At 65.1% G+C, this 13,098-nt stretch carries 10 protein-coding genes; 6 read left to right on the forward strand and 4 right to left on the reverse strand.

Going from position 1 to position 13,098, the window contains the following annotated elements; genetic code table 11:
* Positions 1-18: 18 nt before the first annotated feature.
* Positions 19-1,260, forward strand: a complete 1,242-nt coding sequence (locus tag D8Y22_RS11995) for an MFS transporter (protein WP_141464944.1) — start codon at positions 19-21, stop codon at positions 1,258-1,260.
* Between the two features lie 81 nt (positions 1,261-1,341).
* On the forward strand, positions 1,342-4,548 hold the full coding sequence (ileS, locus tag D8Y22_RS12000) for an isoleucine--tRNA ligase (RefSeq protein WP_141464945.1): 3,207 nt from the start codon (positions 1,342-1,344) through the stop codon (positions 4,546-4,548).
* On the opposite strand, the gene D8Y22_RS12005 is transcribed toward ileS, so the two are convergent.
* Together D8Y22_RS12005 and D8Y22_RS12010 are read right to left on the reverse strand one after the other, a co-directional pair.
* Positions 4,545-6,092 (reverse strand): sodium:solute symporter family protein, encoded by a 1,548-nt coding sequence (locus D8Y22_RS12005; RefSeq protein WP_141464946.1) that lies wholly within the window; start codon positions 6,090-6,092, stop codon positions 4,545-4,547. The genes ileS and D8Y22_RS12005 overlap by 4 nt on opposite strands.
* Positions 6,089-6,319: a DUF3311 domain-containing protein gene (locus D8Y22_RS12010; RefSeq protein ID WP_141464947.1), complete on the reverse strand. Its 231-nt coding sequence runs from the start codon at positions 6,317-6,319 to the stop codon at positions 6,089-6,091. The genes D8Y22_RS12005 and D8Y22_RS12010 overlap by 4 nt, the downstream gene beginning before the upstream one ends.
* A 173-nt stretch (positions 6,320-6,492) precedes the next feature.
* On the opposite strand from D8Y22_RS12010, the gene D8Y22_RS12015 reads away from it, so the two are divergent.
* Both D8Y22_RS12015 and dnaG read left to right on the forward strand, forming a co-directional pair.
* Entirely contained in the window at positions 6,493-7,482 is a 990-nt protein-coding gene (locus D8Y22_RS12015) for a helix-turn-helix domain-containing protein (protein ID WP_141464948.1), read from the forward strand.
* Between the two features lie 183 nt (positions 7,483-7,665).
* Positions 7,666-9,090: a DNA primase DnaG gene (gene dnaG / locus D8Y22_RS12020; protein WP_141464949.1), complete on the forward strand. Its 1,425-nt coding sequence runs from the start codon at positions 7,666-7,668 to the stop codon at positions 9,088-9,090.
* A gap of 3 nt (positions 9,091-9,093) precedes the next feature.
* Here dnaG and D8Y22_RS12025 read toward each other — a convergent pair whose 3' ends face one another.
* Positions 9,094-10,425: a DUF92 domain-containing protein gene (locus D8Y22_RS12025; protein WP_141464950.1), complete on the reverse strand. Its 1,332-nt coding sequence runs from the start codon at positions 10,423-10,425 to the stop codon at positions 9,094-9,096.
* 159 nt (positions 10,426-10,584) lie between these two features.
* Here D8Y22_RS12025 and D8Y22_RS12030 point away from each other — a divergent pair, with 159 nt between their 5' ends.
* Complete coding sequence (locus tag D8Y22_RS12030) at positions 10,585-11,190, forward strand: undecaprenyl diphosphate synthase family protein (RefSeq protein WP_141464951.1); 606 nt, start codon at positions 10,585-10,587, stop codon at positions 11,188-11,190.
* Positions 11,191-11,297: 107 nt separating this feature from the next.
* A complete protein-coding gene (locus D8Y22_RS12035) occupies positions 11,298-12,047 on the forward strand; it encodes a hypothetical protein (protein ID WP_141464952.1) in 750 nt (249 codons plus the stop codon).
* A gap of 27 nt (positions 12,048-12,074) precedes the next feature.
* On the opposite strand, the gene uppS is transcribed toward D8Y22_RS12035, so the two are convergent.
* Positions 12,075-13,043 (reverse strand): polyprenyl diphosphate synthase, encoded by a 969-nt coding sequence (gene uppS / locus D8Y22_RS12040; protein ID WP_141464953.1) that lies wholly within the window; start codon positions 13,041-13,043, stop codon positions 12,075-12,077.
* Positions 13,044-13,098: the final 55 nt, after the last annotated feature.

Raw genomic sequence — 13,098 nt, forward strand, 5'->3', positions numbered from 1 at the left:
GGAGCGTTCGTCTCCGACGTGTCCATCCCCAGGAGTAAGTACGGTGCTCGGCTCCGTCGACTCGGAGCCGAACTCTGGAGCGAGGGACGTGGCCCGATACTACTGGCAGTCGCCGGCGGCTGGTTTCTGTCCCTTGGCGCCCGGATGATCTATCCCGCGATACTGCCGCAGTTGCGAGCCGCCTACGGAATGGACCTGACGCTTGCTGGCATGCTGATCACCGCACTGTGGGTTGCCTACGCGCTCGGGCAGTTGCCGGGTGGGATCCTTGACGATCGGTTCGGTGGCGGACCCGTCCTCGTCGCCAGCACGGGTATCTCGGCGCTCGCGCTGGTCCTGGTCGTCACCGCGGGTTCGGTCGGCGTGTTGTTCGGGGCGACGATCGTGTTCGGCTTCGCCACCGCGCTGTACGGCATCGCCCGGTTTACCATCCTCGCCTCGAACTATCCGGACCACGGCGGGACGGCGATCGGGTTGACCATGGCCGCCGGCGACCTCGGCAACACCCTCTTGCCGCCACTCGCCGGCGCGCTCGCGGCCGCGATCGCCTGGGAATTCGGTCTCGGCATCACGATTCCCCTCTTTCTCGTCGCGACGGCCGGGCTCTTCGTCGTGTTGCCCCGAGATGGCGGCGGATCGGCCGCCTCGAGCGCCTCGAGCGAACCCGAATCCGGCGACGGCTTTGCCGAGACGGCTCGAACGATTGCGGGAGCGATGCGTCGTCGACCAGTACTGACCGTCGCGGCAATTCAGACGCTTGGCTACTGCGTCTGGCAGGCCTTCACCGGCTTTTATCCGACCTATCTGGTCGAGAGTAAGGGTCTCGAGCCAACCACGGCGACGATCCTCTTTGGGGGCTTTTTCGCACTCGGGACGCTCGTCAAGCCGATTGCTGGATCGGCCTACGATAGCTACGGGCTTCGGCGGTCGCTCCCGGTGCTGTTGCTCGCGATCACCGCGACCATGTTCGTGCTACCCTTTGCCGAGGGACTTGCGATGCTCGTGGCCGTCACTGCCCTCGCAAGCAGCATCCTCGGCTACGGCACCATCACGCTGACCTACCTGACCAACTCGCTTCCCGAGGACGTACAGGGGACGGGGCTTGGCACACTACGGACCAGTTACATGCTGATCGGTGCCGCGAGTCCGACCGTCGTTGGCGTCCTCGCCGACGCTGACTACTTCGACGAGGCGTTTTTTCTGCTCGCAGCCGTCGCCGCCGTTGCTGCGCTGCTCTCACTGCTCGTCCCCCGACAGTGACTGCCAGGGCGACTGTGGGTGCAGGCCGGCGGGCTCGCGCGGACCGATTCTCCTTTAGTCTCGGAGCGAATCACGTTCGGTATGAGCAGATTCGACGAGGTCGACGACCAGTACGACCCCGACGCCTTGGAACAGCGGGTGTTCGACTACTGGGACGACGTCGACGCCTACGAGCGGACCGTCGAGCACCGATCGGACGGCGAGAACTTCTTCTTCGTCGACGGCCCGCCGTACACCTCGGGCTCGGCCCACATGGGAACCACCTGGAACAAGTCCCTGAAAGACGTCTATCTGCGTTTCCTTCGGATGCAGGGTTACGACGTGACCGATCGGCCGGGCTACGACATGCACGGGCTGCCGATCGAAACCCGCGTCGAGGAACGGCTCGGCTTCGAGAACAAGAAAGACATCGAGGCCTTCGGCGAGGAGAACTTCATCCAGGAGTGCAAAGACTACGCCAACGAGCAACTCGAGGGCCTGCAATCCGATTTCCAGGACTTCGGCGTCTGGATGGACTGGGACGACCCCTACCGCACGGTCACCCCGGAGTACATGGAAGCGGCCTGGTGGGGCTTTGCGAAGGCAGCAGACCGCGACCTCGTCGAGAAGGGACATCGATCGATCTCGCAGTGTCCCCGCTGTGAAACGGCCATCGCGAACAACGAGGTCGAGTACGAGGACGTCGAGGACCCATCGATCTACGTCAAATTCGACCTCGAGGATCGTGAGGGGTCGATCGTCGTCTGGACGACGACGCCCTGGACCATCCCGGCGAACACCTTCACGGCCGTCGACGAAGACGGCGACTACGTCGGTGTTCGCGCCGAAAAGGACGGCGACGAAGAGCTGTTGTACCTCGCCGAGGCCAAACACGAGGAAGTGCTGAAGGAGGGTCGCTACGACGACTACGAGGTCGTCGAGGAACTCACCGGCGAGGACCTGCTCGGCTGGGCCTACGAACACCCGCTGGCCGAGGCGGTGCCCGACCACGTCGATGCTGCAGGCACCCACGAAGTCTACGCCGCCGACTACGTCGACACCCACGGCGACGGTACCGGGCTCGTCCACTCCGCACCGGGCCACGGTGAGGAGGACTTCGAACGCGGCCAGGAACTTGGCTTCCCGATCTTCTGTCCCGTCGGCAGTGACGGCACCTACACCGACGAGGCTGGCAAATACGAGGGGCAGTTCGTCAAAGAGGCCGACGACGAGATCATCGCCGACCTCGAGGGCAACGGTGCACTGCTGGCCTCGGGCACGGTTCAGCACAGCTACGGTCACTGTTGGCGCTGTGACAGGGGGATCATCCAGATCGTCACCGACCAGTGGTTCATCACGATTACGGACGTCAAAGACGAGCTCCTGGACAACATCGAGGACAGCGAGTGGCATCCCGACTGGGCTCGCGACAACCGCTTCCGGGACTTCGTCGAGGACGCCCCCGACTGGAACGTCTCCCGCCAGCGCTACTGGGGCATTCCGCTGCCAGTCTGGACACCCGAAAATCGGGACGATGACGAGGATACGATCGTCGTCTCGACTCGAGAAGAACTCGCCGAGCGCGTCGATCAGGAGATCGATCCCGAGGCCGTCGACCTCCACAAGGACACCGTCGACGACTTCACGATCACCGAAGACGGCACCACCTACACCCGCGTTCCCGACGTCTTCGACGTCTGGCTGGACTCCTCAGTGGCGACCTGGGGGACGCTCAACTACCCCGAAGACGACAGCCAGTTCGACGAGCTCTGGCCCGCCGACCTCATCCTCGAGGCCCACGACCAGACCCGGGGCTGGTTCTGGTCGCAGCTGGGAATGGGGACCGCCGCCCTCGGCGAGAGTCCCTACGAGCAGGTCCTGATGCACGGCCACGCGCTCATGCCTGACGGCCGCGCGATGAGCAAATCGAAGGACATTCTGGTCGACCCCCACGAGGCCATCGACCGTCACGGCCGGGACGTGATGCGGCTGTTCCTGCTGTCGAACAATCCGCAGGGCGACGACATGCGCTTCTCCTGGGACGGGATGCAGACGATGGAAAACCACCTCCGAACCCTGTGGAACGTCTTCCGGTTCCCGCTGCCGTACATGCGGTTGGACGACTTCGATCCCCAGAAGACGGGACTAGCAGACGTAGACGAGGACCTCGAGCTCGTCGACGAGTGGATCCTCGCCCGGCTCCAGACGACCAAAGCCGAGATGACCGAGCACCTGAAAGACTTCCGCCAGGACAAGGCCGTCGACGCGCTGCTCGAGTTCGTTGTCGAAGACGTCTCCCGGTTCTACGTGCAGGCGGTTCGCGAACGGATGTGGGAGGAAGACGACAGCGCTTCGAAGCTGGCCGCCTACGCGACGATCTACCACGTCCTCGAGCAGAGCGTCGTTCTGCTGGCCCCCTACGCGCCGTTCGTCAGCGAGGAGATTTACGGCACCCTCACCGGTGACGCCGGCCATCCGACGGTCCACATGGCAGACTGGCCCGCCGTCGAGGAGTACTGGGCCGACGACCAACTCGAGACCGACGTGGCCGTCCTGCGAGCAATCGAGGAAGCCGGCGCAAACGCCCGCCAGCAGGCCGGCCGCAAGCTGCGCTGGCCCGTCCCGCGAGTGGTCGTCGCGGCGGACGACCAGCGGGTCGTCGACGCCGTTGCCCGGCACACCCCGCTGCTCGAGGATCGGCTCAACGCCCGCGAGATCGAACTCGTCGCGCCCGAGGACCGCTGGGGCGAACTGAACTACAGCGCCGAGGCCGACATGAGCGAACTCGGGCCAGCCTTCGGCGACCGCGCCGGCCAGGTCATGAACGCGCTCAACGAGGCCCGAATCGACGACCCATCGCTCGAGGCGCTCGAGGCGGCCGTCTCAGACGTGCTCGAGGACGGCGAAGAGATCACCGAGTCGATGGTCTCGTTCGTCACCCAGACCCCCGACGACATCGCCGGCACCGCCTTCGGACTCGACGGCGACGACCGCGGCGTCACCTACGTCGACGCCTCCCTGACCGACGATATCGAAAGCGAGGGCTACGCCCGCGAGGTCATCCGCCGCGTCCAGGAGATGCGCAAGGACCTCGAGTTAGACGTCGAGGAACGCATCGCGCTCGAGCTCTCGATCGACGACGACCGCGTCGCGTCGCTCGTCGACGAGCGCCTCGAGCTGGTCCGCGAGGAAGTGCGAGCCGACGACCTCCGCGATGTAGAGGACGCCCACCGCAAGGAGTGGGATGTCGAGGGTGTGACGATCGAGATCGCGCTCGAGGCGCTGGCGGCTGCGGAGGCGTCCGATTAGTCGGCTTCGAGTCGCTCGAAGTAGATCATGCGACGTTCGTCGGGGGCTGGGCTGGTCAGCCAGGAGACACCGACGGTGACGAGCAATCCGAGGCCCATTCCGACGATGCCGGCGGTCCAGCCCATGTACGTTCCCCGAAGGACGCCAGTGACGAGCAACACGAGCAACGGTGCGAGGTCGCCCAGGATCGGCCCGAAAAACTCGATCGCGCCGACGATCGAGCCGACGAAGAGATTCCCGAGGTAGAACAGCTGACTCGCCAGGATACCCGCCGTCATGCCGGCTCGAGTCGTCCGTCGCCAGTAGAGGGCGACGATCACGGGCAGCGCGAGTTGAGCGAAGCCGCTGAAGGCCGCGTCGCCGAGTTCGAACAGCGTGGCGGGGTTCCAGAGGCTGGCGAGGAAGGCGCCGGTCGCGAAGACGACGACGCCGATTCGGGCCAGCAGGTCCTCTCGGCGTTCGGAGACATCTTGCTCGAGGAACGGACGGTAGAGGTCTCGCGTGAAGTACGACGATCCGGACAGCAGCATGGAGTCCGAGGAAGACATCATCGCGGCCATCGCGCCGGCGATGACGAGCGCGGCGAACCAGACGGGAGTAAACTCCGCAAGCACCGCGGGCAGGACGTTGCCGCCCTCGGGGACGGTCACGTCGAGGCCGCGAGCCCACGCGCCAAGCAAGAACGAGGGGACGAACAGCAGGACACAGAGGATCGGCCACAGTGCGAAAGAGCGCTTGAGGACGGTTTTGGAACCCGCGGCGAAGAATCGTTGGTTTACCTGCGGAAACATCGCGACGCCGAAGCCGATCGTAATCGCCGTCGAGAGCATCCACTGGTGGGTGTAGAAGTCGCTGCCGAGTGCTAGGTGGTGGGCCGCCTCGGCCTCGAGTGCCGACGTGGCCGCGACGGGGCCGCCGACGACCGCGAGCACCCAGATGAGCGCGAGCCAGGTCGTGACAAGCATGAAGATCCCCTGGAGGGTGTCGGTCCAGGCGATGCCGCGCATCCCCGCGATGACGACGTAGAGGATCATAAACGCCGTGATCAGCCCGGCACCGACGGCGTAGGGCAGCGACCCCTCGGTCAGGGCCTCGAGTGCGGTCCCGGCGCCGACCTGCTGGAGCATGACGTAGGGGAACAGATACAGCAAGCTGATGCCCGCGACGAGGCCGCGAAGCCGCCGCGAGGCGAAGCGGTCGCCGAGCATCTCCCCGAGGGTGACGTAGTCAAAGCGCTGGCCGAGCAGCCACTGTTTGTAGCCGATGACGTACCAGAGGATCGCGAAGATGATGCCGTCCATCAGGCCCATGACCAGTACCCACTCGGGGCCCTCCGCGTAGGCGATGTTCGGCCCGGCGAAGAACGTAAACGCCGAGAGGAGGGTTGCGAAGGTGGTAAACAGCAAGACGACCGTTCCGAAGGTTCGGCTCGCGAGGTAGAAGTCTTCGGCCGTCCGTTCGGCGACGCGGTAGGCGACCAGGCCGACGAGTAAAGCGATCACGAGATACCCGACGACGATACCGAGTTGGAGCGCGACGCTCACGACCGATCACCCCGCGAGTCGCCGGTCGTTTCGATGCCGATACCCCATGCTCGCTGGGCGAACAGCCAGAAGACGACGCTGGCGAGTCCCATCCAGCCGACGTGCCACCAGAGCCACAACGGAACGCCAACGACGGTCATCGCGTCTCCCCACAGAAACCAGGGGATCGCGAGCGCACTGAGTACCACCCCGACGACGAGCCACCCCCACACCTCGAGACGTCGCATGGTCCGTGGTGTGGACTGACGTGGGTAAAGCCTTTCTTTCGACCGGCTGGATTGAAGACCGAGAGTCATCGGTTCGATCGGAGCGCTGTATCCCGGTTTTGCTGGCTAAAATCGCTTTTTCACGTAGGAAAAGGAGTATAAGGCACCACAGGAGATATCACAGCGACGACGATATGGCCCGTCTGTTTCCCTTCCGGTCGGAGACGCCCGCCCAGGATGGCACACCCCGCGTCGTCGACCTCGAGGGCGACGACGCCGATGCGGTGTTTGGCGCGCTCTCCTCGACGACGGCTCGCCAGATTTATTCGCGACTCGACGACGAACCGGGGACACCAAGCGACATCGCCGACGCGATCGACTCCTCGATTCAGAACGTCCGCTACCACCTCGAGAACTTGGAGGAAGCCGGCCTCGTCGAAGTCGTCGACACCTGGTACTCCTCGCGGGGCAACGAGATGAGCGTCTACGGGACGACCGACGGGCCGTTGATCGTCACCAGCGATGAGTCGACGGGCTCGCAGTTGAAGACCGCCATCTCGAGGCTGATCGGCGGCATCGGGGCTCTCGCGGGCGGGAGTCTGCTGGTCCAGTACGGCGTCACGCAGTGGCTGGGAGCCGGCGATCCGGTGACGCTCGAGGGGCCGATGCCATCTGCCGAAGACGAGGGCGATGCAGCACCGCCGCCCGACGGCGAACGCGAGGCGCGGGGCGACGAGCCGGCTGGTGCGGACGGTGACGACGGCACGTCCGACGACATCGATACCGACGCAACGGGTGACATCGACGACAGTGTGCCCGACGACGCCGACGATGACGCTGGCATCGCGTCGGTCGAGGACGATGCCGAAGACGCCGAGACGGAAGCGGACGAACCGGTCGATGACGCCGTCGAGGATACTGACGGCCCCGCCGAAGTCCAAGAAGAGGAGGCGATGGACGAACCCGACGACGAGTACGCGATGGACGTGCCCGACGACGACGCCTCGACCCCCGGCGAACAGCTGGATACCGAGCCGACCGGCGACTACGCCGCCGACGGCGGTGCCGAGGCGGCCGACGCTGTCGTCTCGAGCGTGCCGCCCGGGCTGCTGTTTTTCCTCGGTGGCCTGGTCGTCTTGCTCGCGGTTACGGCCTACTGGTACTGGTATCGACCGACGTACTGATCCGTCGAACTGGTCTGCGTACTGATCTGTCGATCGGTCGGTCGGGATGGCTCGAGACCGAACGACGTGGCAACGGTTTCTTCCACAGGTCAACAGCTATTTGCCCATCACGGTCCAACGACTAGATAAACCGGTCCCCCGACGCGATTATCGCGTCACCGCCCTATCCGGGGCTGATCTCCCATGGAAGACACCTCGAAATACCTCATTCACGCGGACGTCACGGCTGACGGGGTCGTCGAGCGCAGCGACGTCGTCGGTGCCATCTTCGGCCAGACCGAAGGCCTGCTCGGCGACGAACTCGATCTGCGCGATCTCCGCCAGTCACAGAAAGTCGGCCGTATCGATGTCGAAATAGCCAGTACGCAAGGCCAATCCCACGGCAGCGTTACGATCGCGACCAGTCTGGATAAGGTCGAAACCGCGACGCTCGCGGCTTCCCTCGAGACGATCACCCGCGTCGGCCCCTGTCGAGCTACCCTCGCAGTCGACGAGATCGAGGACGTTCGGGCTGCAAAGCGAAAGGCGGTCGTCGAGCGTGCCAAGGAACTCCTCCAGACGGGCTTCGACGACAGCGTCATGTCCTCCGAAGAGATCCTCGCCGAAGTCCGCGAACACGTCCGCGTCGAGGATATCACCGAGTACGAGGGACTCCCGGCCGGCCCCCGCGTCACGGACAGCGATGCGATCATCGTCGTCGAAGGTCGCTCGGACGTCCTCACGCTCCTCAAGTACGGAGTCAAAAACGCGATCGCCGTCGAAGGGACCAATGTCCCCGACTCGGTGGCCGAACTCACCCACCATCGGACCGTCACCGCCTTCCTCGACGGCGACCGCGGCGGTGACCTCATCCTCGAGGAACTCGCCCAGGTCGGCGACATCGATTACGTGGCGTTTGCGCCCTCGGGCGAGTCCGTCGAAGAACTCGATCACCACCAGCTGTTTGCCGCCCTGCGAAACAAGACGCCCTTCGACATCATCGACGGCGCGAACGAACCCCGCGAAGCCGTCGCCGCGACCGACGGGAGTTCGACCCCGGCACCCGCGCCCACCCGTAGCGCTCCGCCGTCGCCGACGGTCGACGACCCCGACGTGACCGACGCTGGCGACGACGGTCTCGAGGCCACGGCGACATCCGAGTCGACTGAACTGGATGGAACTGCAACGGCAGCGGCGACGACCGAGACGGAGTCCTCGACCGACACCGCGACGGCCGACGACACGCGATCGCCAGCGACGGCCGGTTCCGCCGACGCCGAGGACGAGCACGCGCAACCGGGGCCCGCGACGGTCTACGAACACGCCAGCGCAGTCATTCGCGAGGGGTCCGATACCGTCCGATTTCTCGACGAGGAATCCGAGACACTCGAGGGCGCCGACGCGAGCGACGCCTACGACGCGCTCGAGGACGCCGAGACGGTCCCGGTGACGATCGTCCTCGACGGCATCCTCAGCCAGCGGCTACTCGATCTGGCCGCCGATCGCGGCGTCGAGCGGATCGTCGCCAGATCGCTCGGGCAGTTCACCAAGAAACCAACCAGCGTCGCCGTACACGCCGCAAGCGATATCGCGAAAACGCCTCCAGTCCCGCAATCCGACGATCCGTAAGTCTCAACCGAGTACGCCGACGGAAAACACCAGCAGTGCACAGACGATCGCACCCAGTAGCGTCGCGAGGAAGTTGACGCCCTGATTGCCCAGCACGGACCCCTCCAACGTCGCCCCGAGCAAGCTGTCGACGGTCATCCCGACGAAGCCGGCGGCGGCGATGATCGCCGCGCCGACCGCGTCGACTTCCGGGAAGAGCACGTAGGAAATGAGCGCGACGATGGCGCCGCCGGCGATCCCCGCGACCTCCCCCTGCCAGGTGACGCCGCCGTCGGTGCCGGGCTTGACGGGCTCGAGGGTGGTGATCAGTCGCGGTCGCTCGAAGACGCTGCCGATCTCGCTCGAGAGGGTGTCGCTCATCGCGGTGGCGACGGAGCCGGCGAAGGCGAACAGAAAGAGGGCGGGGTTCGGATCGGCCGGCAGAAGCGCCGCCGAACTGGCGGCATAGCCCAACACGGCGACGAGTGCGACCGCGGCATTACCGAGTACGTTCCCACTGCCGCGGGCGCCGTCGTTGGCCTCGGCGACGCCGAGTTCTTCCTTGCGCTCGTAGCGGTATTTCGTCGAGAGGCCGCCGATCGCGAAGAAGGCGATGAGGACGACGAACCAGCCGTAGCCGCCGAGAACGATCGTCACGAGTCCGAGGAGAACGCCCGTTAGCATCCCGGCGATCGACGCCGTGCCGAGGGCAAACGAGGCGTACCCGAGCGCGACGGTCACTGCGAGTGCGATGGCGATCTCGCCGGCACCGATCGCCGGCTGGAGTTCGACCAGCAGCCAGAGCAGGAAACCGACCGAGAGCATGACGATCGGATCGTCGTAGAGCAAGAGGACGTCACGAAGCAACGCGGCGAACAGGGTACCGCTGGCTGCCAGAAAGAGAACCGTCGGAAGCAGCGGTTCGATAGCCGTCCCAGTGAGCCAGAACGTGGCGAGTTGGCCGGCAGTCGCTGCGAGCGTTGCAACGAGACAGAAGGTGGTCACGACGACCACCTCGGTGTCGGTTCGCAAGCGGGCGAGTCGTTCACCCAGGTTGCCGTAGCCGATCAACAGGACCGTTCCGACGAAGACGGCGATCGAGAGGGACGCTGTCACCGCGATGAGACCGAGTACGACGGCGGCAAGGACGAACGTCAGAAGCCCGTAGAGTCGACCGTCCTCGTAGTCGCTTGGATAGGCGAGCAGATCGAACAGCGGCCCGTCGGTGAGGACGAACGCCCCGACCAATACGATCGCGGCGAGTGTGGCCCCGACGGCCGGCCCGAACAGCGGCACGGCGAGCGAGAGCGTCGCGAGAATCGCGAAGACGGCGGCTCGCCGAACGGGTGTAGTCACGATATCGAACTCTTTCTGTGGCGGTTACTTGAAGGTTCCCGAACCAGTGGCACGACGGTATCGGTCGTATCAACGTCTGTGGACCGTTTCTCGCACTGCAAACGGACGAAACGCACACAACCCGTAACCGGTATAGTATCGGCTATCGAACCAGTTACCGTGGGACTGTACGAACGGTATCTCGCGAGTCGGATTCGTCGCCACGACGGCGACCCGCCCGACCACGTCGCACTGATCATCACCGAGCGGGATCTGTTAGAGCGTGGCGCCTACGAGACGCTGACGGACTTCTTCGAGTGGGCCGTCGAGTACGCTTCGCAGGTGACCGTCTACGTAAGCGTCCTCGATACCGGCGCCGTCCCCGCACTACGGCGCGAACTCGAGGCGATCGATGCACCCCGCGAAATCGCCGTCCGCGGCCCGGACGACCGCTCGCAGGCCGACGCCCCGATTCGAATCGGGATCGGACTCGGGGGCAAACACGAGTTCACGAGCGCCGTCCAGACGATGGCCGAAGCCGTCGACGGCGGTGGTCTCGAGCCCGACGATATCGACGACGAACACGTCGAAGACCACCTCGTCTTCCCGGCGGAACCGGACCTCGTCATCAAGACCGGCGCCGAACGGCTCTCGGATTTCATGATCTGGCAGTCGGTCTACTCGGAACTGTACTTCACGGACGTCAACTGGCGGGATTTCCGCAAGCGAGACTTTCTGCGAGCAGTACGAGAGTACTGCAACCGATCGCGGCGCTTCGGTCGGTAACTCGGCATCGGTCCCCTCATCGTGACGGCCCGATATGCACTCGATGACATCGACCCGGCACTCGCAACGAAAGTGACAGCCGTCCCGATCGTGAGCAACGACCATCGATGGCGTCGCTCGCGTGGGCGGTCACCGCGGACTCGCTTCTCGTCGCGCTCCTCGTAGCGATCGTTGCCGTCGTCCACCTCCTCCCCGACGAGGTGCCCATCTCCGTCCCCGTCTCGCGACACAACGTCCTCTCTGCCACCGGGGGCGTGTCGATCGTCTACGCGTTCGTACACCTCTTCCCCGAACTCGACGAGCGCCAGCAGGCCCTCGAGGGGGTGGCCGTCCTCGAGTGGTCGCTGGCTGCCCACCACGTCTATGCCGTCGCATTCGTTGGGCTCGCCGCCTTCTACGGTCTCGAGCGACTCGCGATTATCACCCGAACGCACGACATCGGTAGCGGACGGCAGACCGAGCCCGTCTTCTGGGTTCACATCGGCGCCTTCGCCGTCTACAACGCCTTCATCGGCTACGCGCTGGTCCAGGGAGAGACCGGTGCGGACAACACGACACTGTTTGCGATCGCGATGGCGGCACACCTGTTCGGCAACGACACCGGCCTCGAAGGCCACCATCGCGACGCCTACCGGCGACTCGGCCGTTGGATACTCACCGGGGCGGTCCTCGTCGGCGCCGGCGTCGGCGTCGTCTACACGATCGACCCGGTCACGCTTGCCCTCCTGTTGGCGCTGTTGACCGGCGGCATCGTCTTCAACGCGATCAAAGACGAACTTCCTCGAACGCGAGAGAGTCGCTTCTGGCCGTTCGCGGCGGGATCGATCGCCTACGGGCTGCTATTGCTGGTACTGTGATCTAACAGTACTCGAGATATCCCGGGATCAGTCGGCGGTCGATCCGCTCGAGTCGAGACTCTCGACGGTGCCGTTCGCGTCGGGCTCGTCAGCTGGTGGCTCGAGACGGCCCTCGGGTCGCTCGCCGGTCGGCAGGGAGTCCCGGAACCGGTCGACGATCGATCGGGCTTCGGGGAGGTCCGCGTCGCCGACCGCGCCGAGCAAGGCAAGCGCCCGTCGGGCCCGCGTTCGTCGCCAGGATTCCTCGCGGTGTTCGTAGGTCCGAACCGCACGGAGGAAGTCGGCTTTCGAGAACTCCGGCCAGTAGGGCGTACAAAAGAAGACGGCGGCCTCGTTCCCGTTGGCGTGCCAGGGCAGGAAGTTCGAGGTGCGCTCGTCGCCGCCGGTGCGGATGATCAGGTCGACGTCCCGAACCGGCCGGTCGTAGAGGCGGTGTTCGATCGCCTCGACGTCGATCTCGGCGGGGGAAATATCGCCCGATTCGACCTCGCGTGCGACGCCCCTGGCGGCCTCGAGCAGACGCGAGCGGCCGCCGTAGGCCAGCGCGATGTTGAGCACGAACCGGTCGTACTCCCGCGTGCGACGCTGGGCGTAGTCGACGGCCGCTTGGACCCGGTCGGGGAGCATCCCGGTCTCGCCGATTGCGCGGATACAGACCTCGTTGTCGTGGACGCGGTCGGCGTCGGCGAACTCCCGAAGTTTCTCACAGAGTAGATCGAATAGTTGTTCGTTCTCCTCGTCGGGGCGATCGAAGTTCTCCGTCGAGAACGTATACAGCGTCAGTTCCTCGACACCGACATCCTGGCACCACTCGAGGACGCGCTCGGTCGTCTCGACGCCAGCGCGGTGGCCCTCGTGGGCAGAGCCGCCGCTACGACGGGCGTACCGTCGGTTTCCGTCCTGGATCACCGCGACGTGGGTCGGTGCGCCCGAGAGTTCCCGCGAGAGGACGCGCTCGTAAACGACATCGACCCGTCGCCGGAGCCACCGCTTCATTAGTTGCAGTGACGACACCGCTGAATATGTGTCTTGTGTGTAACTCGCTGTCACT

This window comes from Salinadaptatus halalkaliphilus, assembly GCF_006543045.1.
GTDB lineage: Archaea > Halobacteriota > Halobacteria > Halobacteriales > Natrialbaceae > Salinadaptatus > Salinadaptatus halalkaliphilus.